The sequence below is a fragment of the Vibrio sp. 811 genome, assembly GCF_033339195.1.
In genome coordinates, this window is the sequence record NZ_JAWOUB010000003.1 from 193,148 (window position 1) to 217,903 (window position 24,756).

The window sequence follows — 24,756 nt, forward strand, 5'->3', positions numbered from 1 at the left end:
TCATTAACTGTAGCTATAGTGTTAACACGCTCTCAAGAGAGCAAAATGGTTAACCTTTGTAACCAGTGGCTACGACGAAGACCTCTCGAGAGCGAGCTCGCGATGAGTCTGGTTTTCTAATTTTTACGGCTTTAAACATGTCTCGGACTTCTTTCACATACTGATCGAAGCCTTCCCCTTGGAAAACCTTTACGACAAAGCTACCATTAGGCGCTAGAACTTGTCGACACATATCTAAAGCTAATTCAACTAAATACATAGCGCGAGGTTGATCAACAGAATTGTTTCCCGCGATGTTAGGCGCCATATCAGACATTACTACGTCTACCATGGAAGGTTGGATCCTTTCTAGCAAAGCTTCCAATACCGCATCATCACGAAAGTCGCCTTGTAAAAAGCTAACGCCAGCAATCGGGTCCATAGGAAGCAAGTCACACGCGATGATCTGACCACTGTCCCCTACTATCTTAGCAGCATATTGAGACCATCCGCCCGGCGCAGCCCCCAAGTCGACGACTGTCATTCCAGGCTTTAACAATTTATCTTTCGTTTGAATCTCATCGATCTTGAAATAAGCACGTGAGCGGTAGCCTTTTTTTCGGGCTTCATTCGCGTATTTATCATCAAAGTGTTCTTTCAACCAACGACCAGAACTAGCCGAATGTTTTTGTTTACTCATTTTAATCCCAACAAGGCACAAATTGGAGCTATTGTTTTAATAGGCGCTACCTATTACTCAATAAATTATAGTCTTCAGCAATAGATGGCGTTAAAATAGCTTTTTTCAACCCTTATTTTAAAGAAAATTGGCCGCGTAATGAACCTAAGCACCAAACAAAAGCAGCACCTTAAAGGCCTAGCTCACAGTTTAAAACCTGTTGTGCTAATGGGCGCAAATGGACTTACAGAAGCCGTGCTAGCAGAAATTGAAATCGCTCTTAACCATCACGAACTTATCAAAGTAAAAGTTGCTTCGGAAGATCGTGAAACAAAACAGCTAATCATCGACGCTATCGTACGTGAGACGGGCGCTGAAAAAGTTCAGACTATTGGTAAAGTGCTTGTGCTATATCGCCAGTCTGAAGAGCGTAAAATCGAAATCCCTCGTAAGTAACTCTACTTACGTTGCTGAAGAAAAAAGGTCGCCTGAGGCGACCTTTTTGCGTTTTATCAGAGTAGTAATGCTACTCCAAACGACTTAGATATATTCTACTCGGTCAATTTCGAAGTCTTTCGCGCCACCCGGAGTTTGAATAGCAACTTCATCGCCTTCCATCTTACCAATCAGGCCACGAGCAATAGGTGAGCTCACTGAAATGCGACCTGCTTTGATATCGGCTTCGTCATCACCAACGATTTGGTACGTTTTTTCTTCTTCGGTGTCGATATCAATCAAGGTTACGGTTGAACCAAAAATAACTTTACCCGTGTTCTCCATCTTCGTTACATCAATAACTTGAGCAACTGACAGTTTGTATTCAATGTCACGGATTTGTGCTTCACAAATGCCCTGCTCTTCACGAGCGGCGTGATATTCAGCATTCTCTTTTAAATCACCTAGCTCACGAGCTTCAGCAATTGCCTCTGAGATCTGAGGACGTAGTTTAAGTAGACGATCGAGTTCTGCACGTAGCTTTTGCTCGCCACGTAGTGTCATTGGAACTTTTTCCATTTTATAACCTCAAGCCCAAATGGGTCTTTGGACAAAAAAAGCCCACCCTGTCATAGGACTGGGTAGTGCGCTTAAAGATGTATTTCGTTTAGTGTAAACAAACTCCCGGACGAAATCATCTTAATTCGAAAGACAGCAAGACTATGCCTTTTCGGCATAATGATATAACTCACTTTTAGAGCGGTTCTAGGGCGAATCACCTTCTCAATTTATTGAAAAACAACACTGTTCATTACACCAAAAACCTCAAAAAAGATAAAAACTAATCAATGTCAGGCCAATGTCATTGCCAATAATTTCAATCAAAAACAGTAATTTAAATAAAAACAACGCACAATTGAACAGTGTTCATCAGTGGGATTTATATCATTTTACTAACTCATACGGAAACTTTAGCAGTAAAACATGTCCAGCGAGTTGTTAGATCAATGGCTTACAAGTGCGAACTATATCGCTCAATTAGCCAATTTTGGACCAACAACTTGTGAGAGATCACCTCTCCCCCATACAACAATGATTATGGACAGCTAACTAGGACAAATAAGATGAAAAAGACTCTAATTGCTCTTTCTGTATCTGCAGCAGCTATGGCAACTGGCGTAAACGCAGCTGAACTTTACAACCAAGACGGTACTTCTCTAGAAATGGGCGGCCGTGCTGAAGCACGTCTATCTATGAAAGATGGCGACGCTCAAGACAAATCTCGCATCCGTCTAAACTTCCTTGGTAAACAAGAAATCAATGACAACCTATACGGTGTTGGTTTCTGGGAAGGTGAATTTGAGACTGCTCAAAACGGTACTGTAGACGGCGACGACAAGAGCGATCTAGAAACTCGTCTTGCTTACGCTGGTCTTGGCGGTGCTTACGGTGAGTTCGCATACGGTAAAACTGAAGGTGCACTAGGCGTTATCACTGACTTCACAGATATCATGGCTTACCACGGTAACTCTGCAGCAGACAAACTAGCTGTATCAGACCGTACAGACAACATGATGGCTTACAAAGGCCAGTTTGAAAACCTAAGCGTAAAAGCAAGCTACCGCTTCGCTGATCGTATGGAAAACAAAAACACTGGTGAGTACTACGACAACAAACAAGACGGTTACTCTCTATCTGCAATCTACGCTCTAGCTGACACTGGTCTTGAGCTAGGTGCTGGTTACGCAGATCAAGACAAAGCTAACGAGTACATGCTAGCTGCATCTTACACAATGTCTGATCTTTACTTCGCTGGTGTATTCACTGACGGCGAGAAAATGGAAGATTCAAACAACAGTAACACAGTTGATTACACTGGTTACGAGCTAGCGGGTGCTTACACTCTAGGCCAAACAGTATTTACAACATCATACAACAATGCAGAAACTAACAACGAAACTTCTGCAAACAACTTCGCTGTTGATGCTTCTTACTACTTCAAGCCTAACTTCCGTGGTTACATTTCTTACAACTTCAACCTGATTGATGCAGGTGACAAGTTTGGTTCAACTGACACTAGCAAAACAGTTGCAACTAAGATCGATGCTGAAGACGAGCTAGCTCTAGGTCTACGTTACGACTTCTAATTCCGGTCTTTGACTAGAATATCGAATGCCCGCTTTAAGCGGGCATTTTTTATACTTAATTTTAAGCAGCGCGCCTTTCTCTCGTGTCTCATTCATGAAGACATTTGAAGCATTTCTTTAGTTACCTAGCATATTGAAAGGACTTGCGTATACTCAATCACATAACTCACCTTAGAAAGTATCATTATGCGTTTACGTTGGCCCTTGCTCATATTCTCTTCATTACTTTCTGCTTTTTCACAAGCGTACCCTCATCAAGAAGTGCTGCCTGAAGGCGCCCGCATCAGTTTAGTTGCGGAAAAACTCAGTGAAAATGCTGAGCTTGACGGTGTTCATCCTACCGAACAACTGTTCCCACCAGCGAGTACATTAAAAATCGTCACCGCATTAGCCGCAAAGCTAGAACTGGGTGATAATTTCCGGTTTCGAACCAAGCTGGAAACGTCGAACTCAGATGCAGTGATTTACTTTGTCGGCGACCCAACACTCCAAACCAACGACTTAAAATCACTCCTCACTCTAGCTAAGAAAAATGGCTTAAAACGGATTAACGGTGACCTATGGCTCGATAACAGCGCATTCACTGGTTATAACCGTGCGGTGGGCTGGCCATGGGATATCTTGGGAGTTTGCTACAGCGCTCCGGCATCGACCATCACACTCAATAACAACTGTGTACAAGCCTCTATCTATACACAAAAAGATGGTGGAACGCGGGTCTACGTACCAGAGCATCAACCTATTCGTGTCACAAGTACCGTAGAAACAGTTTCTAAAACCATTAAGAAAAGTCGTCATTGTGACTTAGGTTTAGTTGCAAATCCCGATAACAACTACAAGCTAACAGGGTGCTTGGTTGAAAGAGACAAACCATTGCCACTGAAATTTGCGGTTCAAGACCCTGAGCGTTACACCAGTCAAAGGTTGGCGACTTTGCTCAAGGAGCTCAACATTGGGGTATCAGGAAAGATTAGGGTCGGTACGGCGCCAGAAAAGCAGCGAAAGCTCATCGCAATGCATCAATCAAAGGCCTTACCAGACATTCTTGAAGATATGCTCAAAAACTCTGACAACTTGATTGCCGACACATTAACCAAAACACTTGGTGCTAAATTTTTCGTTCAGCCAGGCAGTTTTACTAACGGGACAGAAGCGATCAAGCAGATCATTTTCGCCAACACTGGTATTGATATTCGTAATGCGCGCCTAGAAGACGGCTCAGGGCTTTCGCGAAATAACCGGATCTCCGCGACCAAGATGGCTGAAATGCTGCGCTATATTTGGAAGCATGAAAACGAACTCAAATTGATTGCCATCATGCCGAAATCAGGTGAATCCGGCACATTAAAGTACCGACAAAGTATGCGAAAACTTCCAATTAAAGGACAGCTGATCGCGAAAAGTGGCTCTATCTACGGGACTTACAATATGGCTGGATATGGCTTGGATAAAAATGGTCAACCTAACACCATTTTTGTTCAGTTTGTTTCAGACTACTTCCCAGACAAACGGGACGACAACACACCTGTCATCGCCCCGATTACACATTTTGAGCAGCTTTTTTACAATGACATTGTGAACTTTAGTCAGGCAATACCTAAGAAATAGTTCACCACGTTAAAGTAAATCCACATTCCTGAAATATCGACGATAGACGCAAGAACTGGACTCACCAATACGGCTGGGTCCAACTTGCAAGCTCGTGCAATAATTGGCAACAGCCCGCCCAATGTTGTAGAAATGGTGACTTGAATGAACAGCGCAACTGCTATTGCCAGTGCGATATCGGTCAGTTCAAAGCCTCCTGTTGATTGTCCTGCACTAAATAACATAATGCGTCCAATCATCACGATAGCGATTGCTAGCGCAATAAATAGAGCGACTCGGCTCTCTTTCCACAAAACTTCTAACCATTGGCGTTTTTTTAACTCTCCAGTAGCAAGAGCACGAATCACCAAAGTTGCTGCTTGTGTTCCTGTGTTACCACCAGCAGCTGCAATCACTGGCATGTACACTGCAAGTAAAACAAGCTGACTAAGGGTGTCCTCATACTGAGCGATGATCAAGCCTGACACTATCCCTAAAAGAGCCAACGCAATGATCCATCCAATACGCTGTTTTACATGCCCTAAAACACTAGTTGATAAATAACCATCGGGTGTATCAACTTCAGACATATGCAGACCCAGTTGGTGAGCATAATGACGTGCGCGTTTGTCATGACCTGCTTGCTCAAGTTGAGCAATAAGACTATTCACATAGCCGACAGAGCAATGCTGTAAAATACCTACAGCCTCATCAATCGGCATAACCGTAAGCAAATGGACTTGTTGCTCTTGCTCGTACTGCAAGAATGCATTGCGAGCTGCACCAATTTCTACTTCAGAAAAGTTTGGTGTTGTTTCAATAAAAGTGTTGTTCATTACCGTCATGGCGAATCTCCCGATTGGCATTGGTAACGACCATCGACAAAGCATGAAAAAGCCACTCTCGCACGCTAAAAGTCAGACAACAATTAAGATGCACAGAGAAAACCAATGCCAATGCACTGTCTATTCAGAATGTATGAAGGAAATAACGAGAAGAAAATTAGAAAAGATGCCTCACCACTTAGGTAAGGCGGAGATCGCCAATACCGAAGCGGGTTATTTCGCTCCCTTAATCTTACTCACCCAACGACTGGGAGGATGGTCGGTATTGTTCATGTAAATCTCCGATAGCGCTGCCATTATTGGCAGCGCAAGTATAGTAGCAAAGTTCATCAGGTATGGAAGTTTTACTTTGCCGTTTTTGCTAAATTTTCATACAAAAAAAGCGCCCTTCGGACGCTTTCATTTGCAGTCATTATGAATTACTGAATAGTAATACGAGCAAATTTACGTTTGCCTACTTGGAACACGTAAGTACCCGCTTCTGGAGCAAATTTGCTGTCCGCAATTTTTTCACCATCAATCTTCACAGCGCCCTGCTTAACCATGCGCATCGCATCTGACGATGATGGACATAAGCCTGCTTCTTTCAACAGATTACTCACTGGGCGACCTGCGTCAAAGTCAAACTCTGGCATTTCATCAGGAATTTGGTTCTTCGCAAAACGGTTTACGAATTCTTGCTCTGCTGCATCGGCATCGGCTTCACTGTGGAAACGAGCAATAATTTCTTTTGCTAGCAATACTTTGATGTCACGAGGGTTTTTGCCCGCTTCTACATCAGCTTTGAATTGAGCAATCTCTTCCAGAGGACGGAAAGAGAGCAGCTCGTAGTAGCTCCACATTAGGTCATCAGAAATAGACATGATTTTACCAAACATTTCGCTTGGCGCTTCGCTGATACCGATGTAGTTGTTTGCTGACTTAGACATCTTCTTCTCGCCATCAAGGCCCACTAGAAGCGGCATCATCAGTACAACCTGAGGTTTTTGACCGTGAGACTTTTGCAGTTCACGACCCATTAGAAGGTTGAACTTCTGGTCTGTACCACCTAATTCAACATCCGTTTCCATTGCTACTGAGTCCCAGCCTTGTAGAAGTGGGTACATGAACTCATGAATAGCAATTGGCTGACCACCCGCGTAACGCTTTTTAAAGTCGTCACGCTCTAGCATACGAGCAACGGTTTGGTTTGCCGCAAGGCGAATCATACCTTCTGCGCCCAGTTCAGACAGCCACTCAGAGTTAAACTGAATTTTAGTCTTTGCAGGATCGAGAATTTTGAACACTTGCTCTTTGTACGTTTCAGCGTTACGCAATACGTCTTCGCGACTTAGCGGTGGACGAGTTGTGTTTTTACCTGTTGGGTCACCAACCATTGCAGTGAAGTCACCGATTAGGAACGTCACTTCATGACCTAGTTCTTGGAACAAGCGAAGCTTATTGAAAATAACCGTATGGCCTAGGTGAATGTCAGGTGCTGTTGGATCGGCGCCCAATTTAATACGTAGAGGACGGTCTTCTTTTAGTTTTGCGATTAGCTCTTCTTCTGGAATCAGCTCTTCAACACCGCGCTTAATCTCGGCTAGTGCAGCTTCAATGCTCGCCATTCTTGTTCACTCCCACAGATTTGGCAAAAATATAATAGCTGAACATATTACTTGAATAGCGATGCATTTTGAAACACGTTAGACTAGGTAGTTGTCACTTTTTCCGTTTAATTTAGCAATCAAGTACCTCATGCATTCGATTTTTGTCCGACTTCCACTCTTGCACAAAGTATTGATCGGGTTTTTTAGTGCTCTGATCATCATTGCACTGTTCTTTCTGCCCGATCCGCAAGACCTCAACCCGCAACAAAGCCGATTAAAAGTTGGTCAACATTATCCTGTGCCAGTTTCCCTCGAACTCAGTGCACTAAATAGTTCATCGCCTGCGGTTCCTGCCGTGCTGCGCTGGGAAACATACAAAGTAAAAAATGGCGAGAGTGCTGCCATCTTATTTAGTCGCGTAGGACTTTCTGCTCGTCTATTACATGAACTGGTCTCATCAGACAAAGAAGTGGAAAAACAGTTAACTCGGCTTCGACCTGGTGACCGATTGCAATTTGGTTTTGACGAAAATAACAACTTGGTGCAGCTAAGAAGAACACTAAGCGCGTTCGAGACTTTTCGTATCACATTAAAAGACGGCAAGTACGTTTCTGAAGTTGATAAAAAAGAAGTCGACTTCCAGTACAACTACGCTGAAGCCACCATCAAATCAAACTTTTGGAATGCAGGAATATCTTCTGGATTAAATGGTAACCAAATCATGGAACTGGCTGGCATATTTGGTTGGGACATCGACTTTGCTTTAGATATTCGTAAAAACGACAGCTTCCGAGTACTTTACCAAGAGGAAGTGGTAGAAGGTGAAGTAATCGGCCGTGGAAAAATCATTGCTGCGATCTTTAAAAACCAAGGCGATACCTTTACCGCAATATTGGATCAGAAAAGTGGCAAGTATTACGACGAAAATGGGCGTGCAATGAAAAAAGCATTCTTACGCGCGCCGTTGGACTTCCGTCGAGTTTCGTCTAATTTCAACCCACGCCGCTTACATCCAGTGACGGGACGCGTTCGTCCTCATAGAGGCACGGACTATGCAGCACCAGTGGGCACCCCGATTTGGGCGGCTGGTGATGGCGTTGTTCAAAAATCGTCTTACAACAAATTTAATGGTAACTACGTTTTCATTAAACATAGCAATACTTACATTACCAAGTACCTGCACTTAACCAAACGTACTGTACGAGCTGGTCAACGCGTTAAGCAAGGCCAAACCATCGGTACGCTTGGCGGAACTGGCCGTGTAACTGGCCCTCACCTGCACTATGAGTTCCTTGTGAATGGTGTCCATAAAAACCCGCGCACGGTGAATTTGCCACAATCTAAATCCCTGACAGGCAAAGCGAGACAAACTTTCATGGCAAACGCGAAAATTAGCATGGACAAGCTTGAACGCTACAGCAAACTGCTAGCAATGAAGTAAGCCAGGTATTGAAAAGGGCAGCGAAGCTGCCCTTTTTGTTTTGTCGATATCATCACGATAAAGCTTACTGTTCGGAGTGATGCTCTCTCCCGAGCATAAGCAAACACGGTGTCAGAACTAACGTTAGCAAAGTCGCAAACGCCAAACCACCCGCGACAGCGGTCGCAAGCTGAGACCACCATTGAGTGCTTGGTGCGCCAAACTCCACTTTCTGATTAACTAAGTCGATGTTCATTTCTAACACCATTGGCAATAAGCCTAATATGGTGGTCACCGTCGTAAGTAAAACGGGTCTTAAACGCTGCACACCCGTACGCAAAATAGCCTCAGATTTTTCTAAACCACGTTTACGCATCTGATTATAAGTATCGATTAAAACAATATTATTGTTTACCACGATACCAGCCAACGCAATCACTCCAATTCCCGACATAATGATGCCAAATGGCTTTTGGAAAATAAGTAACCCAGCGAAGACACCAACGGTAGAAAACAGCACTGCACTAAGGATTAAGAAAGCTTGATAAAAGCTATTAAACTGCGTAATTAAAATCAAAGCCATCACACCAAGCGCGACAATAAAAGCATTTTGCAAGAATGCTGATGAGTTTTCCTGCTCTTCATTTTGACCCCGAATCTTATATTCAATGCCTTCCGGTAAGTCGAGCTGTTCCATTCCAGCGGCAATCTTAGGTAACTCAAGCGCCAAATTGTAACCTTCCACCATATCCGCTTTAATATTGATAACTCGATGACCGTCGACCCGACGAATAGTGTCTTGCTTATGATCTGGTTTGATTTGAGCAAAATTCGTAATCGGTACCAGACCAGCTGCCGTTTTCACTCTCAGTTGATCAAATCGACCTATGTCGCGCTTATCTTGCGGATAGCGCACCAAAATATCGACTTCTTCATCCGCATCATCGGGCAAATAATCGCCTATTTTCAAGCCGTTCGTAACAAACTGGACGGTATTCCCGACTAAAGTAGCATCCGCTGCAAAGCGAGAGGCGTCATCTCGCTGGATATCAATTTGCCAATCAATCCCTTCCTTATTAGTGGTATCACTCAAGTTGGTCAGTGCAGGATTACCATCAGCCCAATGTCGTACTTTTTTGGCTGCTTCATCTAACGCACTAACACTCAAATTTCGTGATGACACTTCAATCACGAGATCATGCTCGACAGGCGGTCCTGCGTCCGGGAATTTATACTCAAGTTCAACACCATAAAAGCGGTCTGTCGTCTCTTTTAGTTCCTCAATAATGGTTTTCACTTTGCGTCGATACTGCCAATCCACAGGGGTTATTTGAATCTGGCCAATCTCGTCCCCATTATCGCTCGATCCTGTGCGCGTGTAGACACTTTCAAACTCGTCATGACCGAGCATCACCTTCTCGATTTCGCGCATAACAACATCTTTTTCGTGAATAGACAGGTCACCATAAGAACGAACTTTAACGGTAAAAAAGGCAGGGTCCACCTCAGGGAAAAACTCTGCACCCAAGCCAGCTTTGTTGTAAGTGAAGCCGACACCTGCCGCTAGCAGTATCGCGCTGAGTAAGACTTTCCATGGATGACGAATCGCTACCGACAGAGTCTGGTAATAAAGCTTGGTAATGCCTGTCGCTTTTTCAAAGTTGCCGTTATGCAGCTCAACCATTTCTCGCTGAGCTTTCTGATTGACGACTTGAGGCTTGCCAATGATCCCACCGATGACAGGAACGAACAATAAAGCCATCATCAGCGAAGCGGCCAAAGTAGCAATTAAAGTAAGTGGTAAGTACTTCATGAACTCACCAGTAATGTCTGGCCAGAAAAGTAACGGAGCAAACGCAGCCAATGTGGTTGCTGTGGATGCAGTAATAGGCCAGGCCATTCGCTTTGCTGCATCTCGATAGGCTTCTTTACGTGGCGTTCCTTCTTGCATGCGCCGATCTGCAAACTCTGTCACCACAATGGCACCATCCACCAACATGCCTACTGCCATAATTAAAGCAAACAGTACGACGATATTGACCGTCAGCCCAAATACCGATAACACCAACAACCCAGTCAAGAACGATCCTGGAATAGAAATCCCCACGAGAAGCGCGGTCCTAACCCCCAATATGGCAATAATGACGATAACTACGAGGATAATTGCGGATAAGATATTGTTTTGTAGATCACTGAGCATCAATTTGACATCGTCGGATTGATCCCAAGTGTATTTAACTTGCAAATTGTCGGGCCACTCGGCACGCTTCTGTCCCTGAGCCAGTACTTCTTTTACCAGCTCAACCGTTTCAATAATGTTTTCCCCTGCCCGTTTTTTTACATCCAAAACGATGGCAGATTCGCCATCTAAACGAGCAAAACTTTCAGGATCGCGAAATGCACGTCGTACTGTCGCCACATCGCCAAAAGTGATCACCTCTTTGCCATTCACCTTGATCGGTAGTTCAAGCACATCTTTCAGTGAATCAAAAACCGATGGGACTTTTACCGAAAAGCGTCCATACCCAGTATCGACAAACCCCGCTGCCACAACTCGGTTATTCAAGGCAATTAAATTATAGATATCCGCTTGATCGAGACCGTAGCTTTCCATCAATAGCGGATCGACAACTATCTCCACGATGTCTTCGCGATCTCCTGCGATTTCAACCTCAAGAACCTGACGGAAACTTTCCAAACGATCACGTAACGTTCTGGCAATCTGAACAATGGTTCGCTCTGGTACGGTGCCATAGAGCACAACGGTCAAAACAGGCTCTTCAGATGCAAACGTGACTTCGTTTACCGTCGGCTCATCACTGTCCTCTGGTAACTTTGGCTTCGCAAGATCAACCGCATCACGCACATCTGCCATCGCTTTATCAAGATCCACTCCGACACTAAATTCCAGCGTCACCGAAGCATGACCTTCTGATGCCACAGAGGTCATCTCTTTTACGCCTTCAATAGAACGCAGCTCTTGCTCTATTGGACGAACCAATAAACGCTCGGCATCGACAGGAGAAATACCTTGATGTCCAACAGAAACATAAATGATCGGAATGGTAATATCAGGGCTCGATTCCTTGGGGATAGTGACGTAAGTAATGACACCGGCAATTAAGATCATCACCAGTAATGTCAGCATGGTGCGAGCGCGGGATAACGCAGCATCAATCAGAGTGTACATAAGTGCTCCTTACTGCTCACTAGCCGCTTCAACAACTACGTCATCAACTTTATTGGCCAGTACTTGATCACCATCTCGCACAAAACCTTGTCCCAGCACGATAATATCTGCACGCTCTCCTAACCCAGAGAGCCACACACCATCATCCTCGGCCTTAACGAGTTGAATTGGAACAAACTCAACATACTCATTACGCAGTGTCTTGACACCTAAGTTACCTTCTTCATCTAGTGCTAACATGGCAGCCGTAATCTTTACTGCCAACACTTCACTCAAAGGCAGCTGTACTTCTGCGCTCATACCGGCAGGAATTCTTGCGTCTTGATTATCAATTTCGATTTCAATTGGAAATGTATTAGTAGAAGCAGAAGAAACACGTCCAATGTAGCGCACACGACCTTGATGATGCTGTTGGTTAATGGTTCTTACGTCGGCTTCTAGGCCTTCCTTAAGGTATTGTATATGCCGTTCACTGACATCGGCTTCAATCACTAAAGTATCCAAATCAATGACCGTCGCAATAGGATCGCCAATCCCGACAAAATCACCTAACTCAACAAAGTGGTGATCTACGATGCCATCAAATGGCGCTTTAACCTCAGTATTTCTTAAAGCCGTTTGCACGTTACTCAAATTCGCACGTGCATCTACCAACGCTGCTTGCGCTGTCGCAAATGCAACCTCACCTTGCAGTCCACGACTTTTTAGCGATTTAGCTGCATTAAACTCTTTCTCTTTAACCAACAGCATCGCCTGGGCCCGTTTAAGTTGAATGCCAAGGTCGCGCTTATCGATGTTTGCGATCACTTGTCCCTGTTTGACCGCTTGGCCTTTCTTTATGTTAAGACTGACTATTTTACCGGCAACTTCGGCGCCAAGACGCGCTTGACGATTGGGCGCTGTTCGTCCATACAATTCAATGGTTTTACTGGTAGGTTCGGCAAGAAAAGTATCAAACATCACCTTTGCAAGTGGTGTCGTGTTCGTGGATGTTGAAGAGTTAGGATGATCATCTTGTGCTTTGAGTTGGCCGATGGTTAGCCATGCAACAAGAAGTAAGACGAGGATAAGAGATACTAGCCAAGGGCGCTCGACAATTCGGCGTCCAAAAGAAAGTCCAGACATATAAAGTCCTTTTTATTATTTCTCTGCATATCTGCGAGCGTGCGCTTTACGTGACATCCTTCTACATAAAGCACAGGCAGCCATTAGCTGCCTGTTAGGTGTTAATTACACACTGAACGATGCACCACAACCACATGTTGTCGTTGCATTTGGATTATTTACGAAGAAGCGCGCTCCTTCCAACCCTTCTGTGTAGTCAACAATACCGCCAACGAGATATTGCAGACTCATAGGGTCTACAACCAGTGTTACACCACTGTTTACGATTGTCGTATCGCCTTCGTTTACATTTTCATCAAAAGTAAAGCCGTATTGGAAGCCGCTGCAGCCGCCGCCAGTAATGTATACGCGCAGTTTCAATGCTGGGTTTTCTTCTTCAGCAATCAATGCTTTAACGCGAGATGCTGCTGCGTCAGAAAAAGATAATGGTACGTTTACTTCGCTCACGAAGACCTCTCTCACTCGTGTAATGCGTCAAGCCTGAAGCAAGACGTCAAATTTGTGCTAATTGAGACGATTATCCAATACCTGACAAACTCGTTCAAGTATTCGCCGCCGATTCTTTATAACAGATGCGGATATATAAGATTACACTGCGAAACAACACATAAATTAAGCAAAACGTTTCTAACTTGATTATAGCTAGGTACAATGCGCTCCACTTGGTCCGAGCAATCAAAAGAGGATAACCCCATGACCAAATCATCAGAGCTGTATCAAAAAGCTCAGCAAACCATCCCTGGCGGTGTCAATTCACCAGTTCGTGCATTCAACGGCGTTGGCGGCTCTCCGCTATTTATCGAACGAGCAGACGGTCCACTGATTTTTGATGCCGATGGTAAAGCGTATATTGATTACGTTGGCTCTTGGGGTCCAATGATTCTTGGCCACAACCACGCGGTTATCCGCGAAGCAGTAATTGATGCAGCGCAACGCGGTCTTAGCTTCGGTGCGCCAACAGAGCTTGAAATCGCGATGGCAGAATTAGTTTCTGAGCTTGTTCCATCAATGGAGCAAATCCGCATGGTAAGTTCTGGTACTGAAGCTACTATGAGCGCGATTCGCCTTGCACGTGGCTTCACCGGTCGCGACAAGATCATGAAATTTGAAGGTTGTTACCACGGCCACGCTGACAGCTTGCTAGTAAAAGCAGGTTCTGGAGCACTAACTCTAGGCCAACCAAGCTCTCCTGGCGTTCCTGCAGATTTTGCTAAGCACACGCTAACAGCAACATTCAACGACCTAGATTCTGTACGCGAGCTATTTGCTGCTAACAAAGGCGAAATTGCTTGTATCATCGTTGAGCCAGTAGCAGGCAACATGAACTGTATTCCACCAGTGGAAGGCTTCCACGAAGGGCTACGTGAAATCTGTGACCAAGAAGGCGCGCTACTAATTTTTGATGAAGTAATGACAGGCTTCCGTGTTGCTCTAGGCGGCGCGCAAGCACACTACAACATCAAACCCGACCTAACGACACTGGGTAAAGTGATTGGTGGCGGTATGCCAGTAGGTGCTTTCGGTGGCCGTAAAGAAGTGATGCAATACGTTGCACCTACAGGCCCAGTTTACCAAGCTGGTACCCTTTCCGGTAACCCTGTCGCAATGGCAGCAGGCTACGCATGTTTGAACCTTCTAAAAGAAGAAGGCAACGAAAAGCGCCTAGCTTCTAAAACGAAACAACTTGCTGAAGGCTTTAAGTCTCTAGCAGAAAAACACGGTATTCCGCTAGTTGTTAACCAAGTGGGCGGTATGTTCGGCTTCTTCTTCACTGACCAAGAAAAAGTAACTTGCTACGAAGACGTAACGAAGTGCGATGTAGAACGCTTCAAGCGTTTCTTCCACTTAATGCTAAAACACGGTGTCTACCTTGCGCCATCTGCGTTTGAAGCGAGCTTTACTTCACTCGCTCATGGTTCAAAAGAGATTGATGCCACACTAGAAGCTGCTGACCGCTGTTTTGCTGTTCTTGCAGAAGAAGCGAAATAATCGCTAAAAACGGCGATAACGCATTTAGAAAAGGACCGTAACGGTCCTTTTTTATTGCCAATTCAAAATAACCAATATCGCTAATACCCCAACGACAATGCCAAACCACGGTATTCGCTTAGCTTTTTTCTCAGTTTGACACTTTTTATCACCGTTGCAACAACCCATAGCTCATCTCTTGATTGATAACCGACTGATTTGTAGTCATTATAGCAAGGTACATCGCCCTGCTCTAATTCGGCATTGTCATAAGCTTGAAAGAGTTAAGAGTGCAAAGTAATAAAGGTTACACGCCATCATTGAAGGCATAAACCGTAAACGTCACCTGTAAGTTGGACTAATACCATGCCAAATAATGTAAAAATAACGTCGAGTCACCGAGTACTAATGGTTGCTTTACTCGCCGCTGCTTTTGCTTGCTACTTATTGGTTGAGCCATATATCAATTCCATTGTGATGGCTTTTATCATTTCTTTGCTCATGTTTCCGATACACGAATGGTTTGAGCAGAAAATTCCCAAGCACCCAAATATGGCAGCACTGCTGTCATGTGTCGTCTTGACGTTTATTATTGTTATCCCGCTTTTATTTGTGTTTGCCGCCATTGTTCAGCAAGGCTCTGTTTTCTCACAAAATACATATAATTGGGTTACCAATGGTGGTATCCAAGATATATTCCAACATCCTTTCGTTATCAAAGGCTTAGCGATTGTTAATGAGTACTTACCTTTTGATAAAATCGAGCCCAAAGCCATTGCTGAGAAAATTGGTCAATTTGCCACATCGTTTGGCTCTAACTTAGTCGCTATCAGCGCAAAGATTTTAGGAGACGCAACCAACTTCCTAATGAACTTCTTCCTGATGCTGTTTGTGCTGTTTTTTCTGCTTCGTGACCACGACAAAATTATCTCTGCGATTCGTCATATCCTGCCACTCTCACGTAGCCAAGAAGACCGCATATTGACAGAGATAGAGCAAGTTTCTAAATCAGCCGTGATGGGCTCATTCATGACAGCGATTGCTCAAGGTTTGGCTGGCGGCATCGGTATGTGGCTAGCTGGCTTCCCTGGGCTATTTTGGGGAACGATGATGGGCTTTGCATCATTCATTCCAGTGGTAGGAACCGCACTAATCTGGATTCCTGCAGCAGCGTACTTGTTCTTAACAGGCGATATGACTTGGGCTATCTTCTTGACGGTGTGGAGTGTAGTTGTCGTTGGCTCTATAGATAACCTATTGCGTCCGTTGCTAATGCAAGGCAGCGCCGGCATGAATACCCTTATGATTTTCTTCTCATTACTGGGTGGTCTGCATCTGTTTGGTTTGATTGGTCTTATCTACGGCCCACTTATTTTTGCCGTGACCATGGTACTGTTTAATATCTACGAGGAAGAATTCAAAGACTTCCTTAACCAACAAGACAACAGCTAGTCACCGCTTAATCACTTCAAGCTTGGGGCAGATTGTGCGAAAATCTGCCCCAAATTATTTCTGATGAACCAAATTTATGTCTGCTTATATCGCTCCTAGCCAAATAGCTCAGCGCCAACTTGAATACTTCAACGGAAAACACGTTTTAGTCGCTGGTGAAGTTGAAGACCTATTTCCTCTTGAGTTAGTGGCTCATTGTGAGTCTGTTGAAGTGTTTACTTCCAACTATAGCTACTACCGCCAAATTCAAACCTCTGACAAAGTGAAAAGTCATTTTGGCTCTGTGTTTGATGCCGAAACAAAAGCAGACATGGTCCTTTTATACTGGCCAAAAGCAAAAGCCGAAGCAGAATACTTGCTGGCGATGTTGATGGCGAAACTGGGCATTAACACCGAAATCGTCATCGTTGGTGAAAACCGCTCCGGCATCAAGAGCATCGAGAAGATGTTCCAAGAATACGGCCCTGTGAACAAGTACGACTCTGCTCGTCGCTGCTCATTTTACTGGGGTAATTGCCTCAATGAACCAAAACCTTTCAACCAAGCAGATTGGTTTAAGTCTTACACTGTTACACTCGGTGAGCAGTCGCTAGCGGTTAAGAGCCTACCTGGCGTATTCAGCCATGGCGAGTTCGACTTAGGTAGCCGATTGCTGCTTGAAACCTTACCTAAGCTGTCGGGCAAAGTGCTCGACTTTGGTTGTGGTGCAGGTGTGCTCGGTGCGTTTATGGCGAAAGCGAATCCAGAGATCGCGATTGAGATGTGTGACATTAATGCTTATGCGATCACTTCTAGCCAAGCCACATTAGAAGCGAATGGTTTATCCGGACGCGTATTTGCATCAGATATATACTCGGATACCGCAAAAGACTACCGCTTTATCGTCAGCAACCCGCCATTCCACAGTGGTTTAGACACAAATTACAACGCAGCGGAAACCTTGTTGGGCCAGGCACCACAATATCTAACCAAAGACGGTGAAATGGTGATTGTCGCGAATAGCTTCTTAAAATACCCACCAATTATCGAGCGGGCGTTTAATAATTGCGAGACGCTAAATAAGACCAATAAATTTTCTATCTACTACGCGAAAAAATCATAACTTCCCCCCGCGCAGGCACAAACCTGCGCGATTTTTTCTCATAAATTCAACACTCATAAGAAAAACTGCGTCACCCTGCACGCTTTACAACTAACTTTCTTGTCAAAGAAAAAAAACTCGTTAATTTTGTTAATTCTATCTAGTTGAACATCTTATCCGTTTTTAACGAGAACCTCGGCAGCGAAGTATGTTTTAGAACTGCCCATTATGAGTTGTAATCTTATCCATGTTTAAATTCTACAAAAAACAGAAATTTAAGCGCCTTCAGAGTACACTGATGACCGCATTTCTGGTGCTCAGTATCACACCTCTTACCATTACTGCGATCTTTTTCTTGCAGTCCCACAGTAAAGATCTGCAAGAACAAAGCACCTCGCACTTACTGTCTGTTCGAGATACAAAACAGCAGCAAATCATCGACTACTTTGAGGCACGAGAAACCGAAGTCATGGGCTTTGTGCGCTCAGAGTTGGCTTACGCCAGTGGTGGCCGATTCTACGGTCTCGTCAATGCTTTTAGTCGTTTAGGCAATGATATTGAAGAGTCTCGTAAAAACGCCCAACAGCGCTACATCGAGGGCAGCGGAGACCAAATCAAAACCTCAACGTTACCCGAGTCATCCAACTATGTAGGAAGTGAACGTTACCGACTTTTACATAAACGCTATCATTGGGCCTACTTGGAGCTCCTCAAGCGCTCTGATTTTAATGACATTTTGCTGGTCGACATCAATGGTAACGTCACCTACTCGATCAACAAAGACGATAACTACGGAACGAACTTGTTATCAGGCCCCTACAAAGACTCGGCACTTGGCAAAACTTTCAAGCGTCTCGCCGATGATGTGACTGAACGTCGAAAAGTAAACGAAGACTACACTCCTGTGATTGTGTCTGACTTCGAGCTGGAAGGGGGTAAATCAGTCGCTTGGCTAGGTGCACCAATTGTTCAGCAAGGTTATCTACACAGCTATGCCATGTTCCGCTTGCCAAATAATGGCATCACTAAGTTAGCCGCAGACGCTAATCGAGAGTCATCCATTAACACCCTGCTGGTTGGAAATGATCACCAACCTCGCACAATTAACACGAAACAAGACGACATTAAGAACAGTTTAGAAGTGATCGATAAAGCACTCTCTGGTGCGTTTGGTGTCGGCACTTACACAAACGGTTTAGGTGAAGAGATCATCGCGGCTTATGCACCGATTGAAACTCGTGGTGTGATTTGGGCGCTCGTCGTACAGTTACCAGAAAACGAAGCTTTCGCTCGTATCCATCAACTCGAAAAACTATTCGTTATCGCTATGTTGATCGCCATTATCCTTGTGGTGATCGCTTCTCACTATTTATCAAACTTTATCACTTCTCCGTTGCTGAAATTGACTTGGGTTGCCGAAAAGGTCTCTGCAGGTGATCTTGATGACACGTCTTTTAATACGGTTCGTAAAGATGAAATTGGTCGGCTTGCGTTAAGCTTTGAACGAATGCAACGCTCTATTCGAGAGAAGATTCAAACCATTAAGAAGCAAAATGAAGAACTAGAAAGCAACATACAGATCATTCAAAAACAGAATGAAGAACTGCAATTGGCCGATAAATTAAAAGATGAATTCTTAGCCACGACTTCTCATGAACTTCGTACACCGTTACACGGCATGGTCGGGATTGCTGAAACCTTAGCGTCCGGCGCCAATGGCGCGATCCCCGCTAGCCAGAAATATCAGCTTGATATCATCATTAAAAGTGGTCAGCGTCTCGCTAATCTAGTCGATGACTTGTTGGATTATCATAAAATGCGTTATGGAAGCATGGATATCCAGAAATCAGCAGTGAGTTTGGGCAGTGCAACACGATTGGTTTTAGAGCTTTCTAGCCATTTACTTGGAAGTAAAACCATCCGCATCATCAACCAAGTCCCAGCGGATTTAAAAGCAGTGTCAGCTGACCCGCAACGCCTTGAACAAGTGCTATATAACCTGATTGGCAATGCGATTAAATACACCTCAGAAGGTAAAATTGTTATCTCCGCTAATGTGGTAGATGATCATGTACGCGTACAAGTCGTGGATACTGGACAAGGAATTCCCGCAGAACAACTTGAACATATTTTTGAACCACTCATCCAAGCAGGGCAAGACGCGAGCCGTTATCGTCAAGGTGCAGGACTTGGGCTCTCCATTAGCCGTCAATTGATCGAATTAATGGGAGGCTCGTTATACGTCAGTAGCCAACCAATGGTCGGAACTACCTTCAGTTTCACTTTACCGCTCGCCAGTGAAGAAGAAATCCAAGCAACTCAGACTCTAGCTGCGCACGGGCACTTCCAAATTCCTGAAGTTAATGTAGAGAACAGTGAAGACTTATCACTTCCAGAGAACCCAGACGGCCCGTTACTGTATGTTGCTGACGATGAACCAGTAAACTTACGCGTGCTTGAAAGCTTTTTACGTTTAGAGGGCTATCGTGTGCGTACCGTCTCCGATGGGCCAGAAACGTTAGCGCTTGTCGAGCAAGAGAAGCCGGAACTTCTGTTATTGGATATCATGATGCCAGGCATGAGCGGCTACCAAGTTTGTAGTGAACTACGTGAAACCTATGATCATGCCGAGTTGCCAATCATTATGCTCACCGCACTCAGTCAAACAGAAGATCGTGTAAGAGGTTTTGAGGCAGGAGCCAACGACTATTTATCGAAACCATTTAATAAACAAGAGTTGGCGGCACGTATCCAAGCGCATTTAACGGCAAGTAAAGCAGAAATGCGCCATATGGAAAACAAAGTGCTAGAGTCTGAACTTAGACAGCGTGCAGTCGTTGAAGCAAGCTTACTTGAGACTCAAGGTCGTTTGTTGGAACAGCTAGAATCGGCTCCTGAAGCTATCATCTGTCTACGTGAAGACAAGCGTATTCGCTTTGCTAACGAAGCTGCTTGTAAGCTATTCAAGCGCAGCTTAGAACAGCTAAAGCGCTCATCTGCTGATGAGCTGATTGCCCCTAAATATCTGACCGTCAAACAACCTCATTACTGTGGCAAGATTGATATCTATATTGAAGATATTCGTCAGAACATCGAAGCAGACATTCTTAAGCTCCCTGAAGGTTCAGGGTTAGATATCATGTACATCTTTAATGTCGGCGGTGGAGCCAGTGCCGCTCGCATACATAATCTAGAAACCGCCGTAGAAGTGCTTTCAAGTTATGCATTTGATGGTGACAAAGACCAATTGCAAAAGCTAAAAGAGCTTGGCGGAGAATTTACGCGCCTTGCAGACAAAGCGCTCGGTAATAAAAAAGACAAGCAAGAACTTATGCGAGAAGTTCTAGTAGACGCAATGACACATGCTTTAGAGTATTGGGAATCTGTAACGGGTGAAAGTAAGTTCGCATTTGCAGAGCAAAGTGGCTTGTGGCGCGTTTATCTAGACCGTAGTACTTTGCAAACACGCACTTTAGATAAGTACATGCGTATAGAAACATTACCCAAAACACCACGTTGGAGAACGGTGCTAAGCTCGATAGAGTTCATTCTCGAACACTGCAAAGAACAGAGCCCCGAGAGAGCATACATAGAAGCACAACGAGATAAACTACAGCGACTATTGACCAGCTAATATTTATCAAAAAAACTAGCCCAGCGTGCATGCTGGGCTTTTTTGTTATTCGAGTATTCCCTTCCTAGAGATAAAAGAGACCGCCTCTTCCTACCCCATTAACATATTTCCAATAACGAACATTCGGTTAGACATCGCTATCTATTGTTGGTCTTCAAAACGTACGACCTTATCCATTTTACTTGTCTTAACTAGGTAAGTTCGAGCAACCGAAAAAACTTCATTCATACAATAAAAAAAGGATGACAAACGGAAGAAAACTGTCGATAAAAAAGGCCATTTTTCAGATAACAAGCGGATTTTGACGAACTATTGATAGAGATTGCGAACTTAATCACAACAGAACGGCAGATTAATTTTTAGCTGATTAATTAACACCATTTCTGCATGTGAGCGAGATCTCCGAACCTAGAAACCAAGCAAGAAACGTATATTTTAAATGGATCACCAGGTTAGTAATCACCAACACTCATTATTAACAAGGATATAAACTGCGACGCATATCAACGTTTATTTTTTGGTCCAATGCTGGTTAAAATTAGCCAAAATAACGTTTATAACGGAGAGCTCAGAGATTTTAACGTTTTTAACGGGAATCAAGTTTGATTATTTTATGGATAAGGTGTTTTCTTACTCCTGCCTAAGGCCTACAGGCCACTCTTGGCGAAACTCCTCAATGTTGTAATGAGTAAGGTATGTACAAGAGGTAGGTCTTAGAGAGTGTTTATCAATTGATGACATTCAATTCCATTTAGTGAAATGAAAGCAAATAGTAAGGAACAGCTATGCTTGCCAATATTAAAAAAACAGCACTAGCAACAGCAATTATTGCAACGGCTACTACAGGTTTTGCATCGGTAGCTACTGCGGCTGAACGCAGTGAACTGACTATCCACCCTAAAGAGTTTACAACTTTCGTTCGTAACTTTAACCCTTTCTTGGGTGCAACTAACCTGCACACAACAACCGACTTTATTTACGAGCCGCTCGTTGTTTTTAACGAAATGCACGGTAACACGCCTGTATTTCGTCTAGCAGAAAACTTTACCATGGCTGATGACCTGATGAGCGTAACCTTCGATATCCGTAAGGGCGTAAAATGGTCTGATGGCAAAGCGTTTACCGCTGATGACGTTGTTTATTCTTTCAACCTAGTGAAAGAGAAGCCAGAGCTAGACCAATCTGGTATCAACTCTTGGGTGACTGGCGTAGAAAAAGTTAACGACTACCAAGTTAAATTCCGTCTAAGCGAAGCAAACTCAAACGTTCCTTACGAAATTGCGAAAGTACCAGTCGTACCTAAGCACGTATGGAGCAAAGTAAAAGATCCAGCTACATTCACAAACGAAAATCCAGTAGGCAGTGGTCCATTTACTGAAATCGACACTTTCACACCGCAGCTATATATCCAGTGTGAGAACCCGAATTATTGGGATGCTGACAACCTAGATGTAGATTGTCTGCGTGTGCCACAAATCGCGAACAACGACCAATTCTTGGGCAAAATCGTTAACGGCGAAATGGACTGGACATCTTCATTCGTACCAGACATCGACCGTACGTACGCTGCAGCAAGCCCGAATCACCACTACTGGTACCCACCAGCGGGTACTCAAGCATTTGTAGTGAACTTCAAAAACCCAGACGCTGCGAAAAACGAAGCACTAACTAACGTTGACTTCCGTCGTGCGTTCTCTATGGCGCTAGACCGTCAAACTATCATTGATATCGCTTTCTACGGCGGCGGTACAGTGAACGACTTCGCATCTGGCCTTGGCTACGCATTCGAAGCTTGGTCTGATGAAGAGACGCACAACAAGTACAAAGGCTACAACACATACAACGCGGAAGGTGCGAAAAAGCTTCTAGCTAAAGCTGGCTTCAAAGATGTAAACAAAGATGGCTTTGTGGATACACCATCTGGCAAGTCTTTCGAGCTTCTAATTCAATCACCAAACGGTTGGACTGACTTCAACAACACAGTACAACTAGCCGTTGAGCAACTAGCAGAAGTGGGCATTAAAGCTCGTGCTCGTACACCGGACTTCTCGGTATACAACCAAGCAATGCTAGAAGGTACTTACGACGTTGCTTACACCAACTACTTCCACGGTGCAGATCCACACTTGTACTGGGATAGTGGCTACAACTCGAAGCTACAAGCTGGTGACGGCATGCCTCGCTTTGCAATGCACTTCTACAAGAACGATAAGCTAGACGGTCTTCTTAACAGCTTCTACAAGACAGCAGATAAGCAAGAACAGCTAGAGATCGCTCATGGCATTCAGAAGATCATTGCTCAGGACCAAGTAACTATTCCTGTGCTATCTGGCGCGTACATGTATCAATACAACACAACTCGCTTCACTGGTTGGTGGAACGAAGAAAACCCTAAGGGCCGTCCAAACATTTGGGCAGGTATCCCAGAGCGTCTACTTCACGTACTGGACCTAAAACCAGTTAAATAAGTAGAAGTTCATTTCAAGCGGCATACATCCCGTGTGCCGCCTATAAAAATCCCTTGTTAACGAAACCAATATGTGGCGCTCGTCGTCAGGGGATTTTTCGCTCTAAATTTCGCTAGGAGCGACCTGAAACCAGAAACAGGGAAAAAATCTGGGTGAGTAAGGTGTGAGTTATGGGTTATTTTTTAAGACGTTTGTCGTTCTATCTTGTCGCGCTCTTAGTTGCAGCGACGTTAAACTTTATTATTCCGCGAGCAATGCCTGGTGACCCAGTTACCATGATGTTTGCTAATGCTTCAGTACAGGTGACTCCAGAACGAATCGCAGCAATGAAAGAACTGCTCGGTTTCGTTGATGGGCCAATTTACATTCAGTACTTCTCGTACATTAAAAACATTCTAAGTTGGGAATTGGGCACCTCAATCCAGTTCTACCCACTTTCAGTTAATTCTTTACTAGGTAGTGCATTTGGCTGGTCACTATTTCTAGCTGGTACTGCGGTTGTACTTTCTTTCTCCATCGCTTCTGTCCTTGGTATTTTTGCCGCCTGGAAGCGCGGTAGTAAGTACGATGCATTCGTAACGCCTGGTACATTGATCATTCAAGCTATTCCACAAATGGTTATCGCAATGTTAGCGCTGTTTACCTTTGCGATTGGCCTGAAATGGTTCCCATCTGGCTATGCTTACACGCCAGGTACTATTCCTGATTGGACAAGCTGGGAGTTCATCAAGAACGTGGGTTACCACGCTGTATTACCTCTATTCTGTGCAACCATCGTTCAAATTGGTGGCTTCCTAGTTAACATGCGTAACAACATGATCAACCTTCTCGCCGAAGACTATATCACGATGGCTAAAGGTAAAGGGCTGAGTGAAAACCGCGTCGTCTTTAATTACGCCGCACGTAACGCACTACTTCCAAGTGTTACCGCACTGTCTATGTCTTTAGGTATGGCCATTGGAGGTCAATTAATCATCGAGATGATTTTCAACTACCCAGGCCTAGGTACTGTTCTATTGAACGCAATTCACGCTCGTGACTACCAAGTACTTCAAGGTCAGTTAATTATCATGACGATGTTCATGCTGTGCTTCAACTTAATGGCTGACATGCTGTACATGATTCTAGACCCTCGCCTACGTACGGGAGGCAAATAA

General features: G+C 44.3%; 17 protein-coding genes. 10 read left to right on the plus strand and 7 right to left on the minus strand.

What is annotated here, in order from left to right:
* Nucleotides 1-49: 49 nt before the first annotated feature.
* A complete protein-coding gene (gene rlmE / locus R7Q46_RS07760) occupies nucleotides 50-679 on the minus strand; it encodes a 23S rRNA (uridine(2552)-2'-O)-methyltransferase RlmE (RefSeq protein WP_005388985.1) in 630 nt (209 codons plus the stop codon).
* A gap of 138 nt (nucleotides 680-817) precedes the next feature.
* Between rlmE and yhbY the strand changes: the two genes are divergently transcribed.
* Nucleotides 818-1,114, plus strand: a complete 297-nt coding sequence (gene yhbY / locus R7Q46_RS07765; protein ID WP_005380066.1) for a ribosome assembly RNA-binding protein YhbY — start codon at nucleotides 818-820, stop codon at nucleotides 1,112-1,114.
* 84 nt (nucleotides 1,115-1,198) lie between these two features.
* Here yhbY and greA read toward each other — a convergent pair whose 3' ends face one another.
* On the minus strand, nucleotides 1,199-1,672 hold the full coding sequence (gene greA / locus R7Q46_RS07770) for a transcription elongation factor GreA (RefSeq protein WP_005380065.1): 474 nt from the start codon (nucleotides 1,670-1,672) through the stop codon (nucleotides 1,199-1,201).
* A gap of 545 nt (nucleotides 1,673-2,217) precedes the next feature.
* On the opposite strand from greA, the gene R7Q46_RS07775 reads away from it, so the two are divergent.
* Both R7Q46_RS07775 and dacB read left to right on the plus strand, forming a co-directional pair.
* Nucleotides 2,218-3,240 (plus strand): porin, encoded by a 1,023-nt coding sequence (locus tag R7Q46_RS07775; RefSeq protein WP_005380064.1) that lies wholly within the window; start codon nucleotides 2,218-2,220, stop codon nucleotides 3,238-3,240.
* Between the two features lie 186 nt (nucleotides 3,241-3,426).
* The gene (dacB, locus tag R7Q46_RS07780) at nucleotides 3,427-4,848 is read left to right on the plus strand and encodes a serine-type D-Ala-D-Ala carboxypeptidase (protein ID WP_213871657.1); all 1,422 of its coding nucleotides are present in this window, start codon (nucleotides 3,427-3,429) and stop codon (nucleotides 4,846-4,848) included.
* Here dacB and R7Q46_RS07785 read toward each other — a convergent pair.
* Both R7Q46_RS07785 and tyrS read right to left on the minus strand, forming a co-directional pair.
* Complete coding sequence (locus R7Q46_RS07785; protein ID WP_005380062.1) at nucleotides 4,827-5,672, minus strand: magnesium transporter; 846 nt, start codon at nucleotides 5,670-5,672, stop codon at nucleotides 4,827-4,829. The genes dacB and R7Q46_RS07785 overlap by 22 nt on opposite strands.
* Nucleotides 5,673-6,091: 419 nt before the next feature.
* Nucleotides 6,092-7,279 carry a tyrosine--tRNA ligase gene (gene tyrS / locus R7Q46_RS07790; RefSeq protein WP_017820416.1) on the minus strand — a complete coding sequence of 396 codons (1,188 nt, stop codon included), beginning with the start codon at nucleotides 7,277-7,279 and terminating at the stop codon, nucleotides 6,092-6,094.
* 130 nt (nucleotides 7,280-7,409) lie between these two features.
* Here tyrS and R7Q46_RS07795 point away from each other — a divergent pair, with 130 nt between their 5' ends.
* Nucleotides 7,410-8,702, plus strand: coding sequence for a peptidoglycan DD-metalloendopeptidase family protein (locus R7Q46_RS07795; protein ID WP_318077430.1), 1,293 nt, complete (start codon nucleotides 7,410-7,412; stop codon nucleotides 8,700-8,702).
* A 64-nt stretch (nucleotides 8,703-8,766) separates the two neighbouring features.
* Here the strand turns inward: R7Q46_RS07795 and vmeK are convergent, their stop codons facing one another.
* The 3 genes from vmeK to erpA all read right to left on the minus strand — a co-directional run bounded on the left by vmeK (nucleotide 8,767) and on the right by erpA (nucleotide 13,443).
* The gene (vmeK, locus tag R7Q46_RS07800; RefSeq protein WP_005380029.1) at nucleotides 8,767-11,871 is read right to left on the minus strand and encodes a multidrug efflux RND transporter permease subunit VmeK; all 3,105 of its coding nucleotides are present in this window, start codon (nucleotides 11,869-11,871) and stop codon (nucleotides 8,767-8,769) included.
* Between the two features lie 9 nt (nucleotides 11,872-11,880).
* Nucleotides 11,881-12,996 (minus strand): efflux RND transporter periplasmic adaptor subunit, encoded by a 1,116-nt coding sequence (locus tag R7Q46_RS07805; RefSeq protein ID WP_005386537.1) that lies wholly within the window; start codon nucleotides 12,994-12,996, stop codon nucleotides 11,881-11,883.
* A gap of 105 nt (nucleotides 12,997-13,101) precedes the next feature.
* A complete protein-coding gene (erpA, locus tag R7Q46_RS07810) occupies nucleotides 13,102-13,443 on the minus strand; it encodes an iron-sulfur cluster insertion protein ErpA (RefSeq protein WP_005380031.1) in 342 nt (113 codons plus the stop codon).
* A gap of 246 nt (nucleotides 13,444-13,689) precedes the next feature.
* Between erpA and hemL the strand changes: the two genes are divergently transcribed.
* The 6 genes from hemL (at nucleotide 13,690) to R7Q46_RS07840 (ending at nucleotide 24,756) form a co-directional block, all read left to right on the plus strand.
* On the plus strand, nucleotides 13,690-14,985 hold the full coding sequence (gene hemL, locus R7Q46_RS07815; protein ID WP_005380032.1) for a glutamate-1-semialdehyde 2,1-aminomutase: 1,296 nt from the start codon (nucleotides 13,690-13,692) through the stop codon (nucleotides 14,983-14,985).
* A gap of 345 nt (nucleotides 14,986-15,330) precedes the next feature.
* Entirely contained in the window at nucleotides 15,331-16,416 is a 1,086-nt protein-coding gene (locus R7Q46_RS07820; protein WP_005386541.1) for an AI-2E family transporter, read from the plus strand.
* Between the two features lie 76 nt (nucleotides 16,417-16,492).
* Nucleotides 16,493-17,518, plus strand: coding sequence for a 16S rRNA (guanine(1207)-N(2))-methyltransferase RsmC (rsmC, locus tag R7Q46_RS07825; RefSeq protein WP_132936916.1), 1,026 nt, complete (start codon nucleotides 16,493-16,495; stop codon nucleotides 17,516-17,518).
* A gap of 226 nt (nucleotides 17,519-17,744) precedes the next feature.
* Nucleotides 17,745-21,131, plus strand: coding sequence for a response regulator (locus R7Q46_RS07830; protein ID WP_005380036.1), 3,387 nt, complete (start codon nucleotides 17,745-17,747; stop codon nucleotides 21,129-21,131).
* Nucleotides 21,132-21,916: 785 nt separating this feature from the next.
* Nucleotides 21,917-23,599 carry an ABC transporter substrate-binding protein gene (locus tag R7Q46_RS07835; RefSeq protein WP_005380037.1) on the plus strand — a complete coding sequence of 561 codons (1,683 nt, stop codon included), beginning with the start codon at nucleotides 21,917-21,919 and terminating at the stop codon, nucleotides 23,597-23,599.
* Nucleotides 23,600-23,769: 170 nt separating this feature from the next.
* Complete coding sequence (locus tag R7Q46_RS07840; protein ID WP_005380038.1) at nucleotides 23,770-24,756, plus strand: ABC transporter permease; 987 nt, start codon at nucleotides 23,770-23,772, stop codon at nucleotides 24,754-24,756.

Bases quoted from the DNA above. Each gene is read 5' to 3' on its own strand.
- rlmE (WP_005388985.1), bottom strand. From the start codon at position 679: ATGAGTAAACAAAAACATTCGGCTAGTTCTGGTCGTTGGTTGAAAGAA.
- yhbY (WP_005380066.1), top strand. From the start codon at position 818: ATGAACCTAAGCACCAAACAAAAGCAGCACCTTAAAGGCCTAGCTCAC.
- greA (WP_005380065.1), bottom strand. From the start codon at position 1,672: ATGGAAAAAGTTCCAATGACACTACGTGGCGAGCAAAAGCTACGTGCA.
- R7Q46_RS07775 (WP_005380064.1), top strand. From the start codon at position 2,218: ATGAAAAAGACTCTAATTGCTCTTTCTGTATCTGCAGCAGCTATGGCA.
- dacB (WP_213871657.1), top strand. From the start codon at position 3,427: ATGCGTTTACGTTGGCCCTTGCTCATATTCTCTTCATTACTTTCTGCT.
- R7Q46_RS07785 (WP_005380062.1), bottom strand. From the start codon at position 5,672: ATGACGGTAATGAACAACACTTTTATTGAAACAACACCAAACTTTTCT.
- tyrS (WP_017820416.1), bottom strand. From the start codon at position 7,279: ATGGCGAGCATTGAAGCTGCACTAGCCGAGATTAAGCGCGGTGTTGAA.
- R7Q46_RS07795 (WP_318077430.1), top strand. From the start codon at position 7,410: ATGCATTCGATTTTTGTCCGACTTCCACTCTTGCACAAAGTATTGATC.
- vmeK (WP_005380029.1), bottom strand. From the start codon at position 11,871: ATGTACACTCTGATTGATGCTGCGTTATCCCGCGCTCGCACCATGCTG.
- R7Q46_RS07805 (WP_005386537.1), bottom strand. From the start codon at position 12,996: ATGTCTGGACTTTCTTTTGGACGCCGAATTGTCGAGCGCCCTTGGCTA.
- hemL (WP_005380032.1), top strand. From the start codon at position 13,690: ATGACCAAATCATCAGAGCTGTATCAAAAAGCTCAGCAAACCATCCCT.
- R7Q46_RS07820 (WP_005386541.1), top strand. From the start codon at position 15,331: ATGCCAAATAATGTAAAAATAACGTCGAGTCACCGAGTACTAATGGTT.
- rsmC (WP_132936916.1), top strand. From the start codon at position 16,493: ATGTCTGCTTATATCGCTCCTAGCCAAATAGCTCAGCGCCAACTTGAA.
- R7Q46_RS07830 (WP_005380036.1), top strand. From the start codon at position 17,745: ATGTTTAAATTCTACAAAAAACAGAAATTTAAGCGCCTTCAGAGTACA.
- R7Q46_RS07835 (WP_005380037.1), top strand. From the start codon at position 21,917: ATGCTTGCCAATATTAAAAAAACAGCACTAGCAACAGCAATTATTGCA.
- R7Q46_RS07840 (WP_005380038.1), top strand. From the start codon at position 23,770: ATGGGTTATTTTTTAAGACGTTTGTCGTTCTATCTTGTCGCGCTCTTA.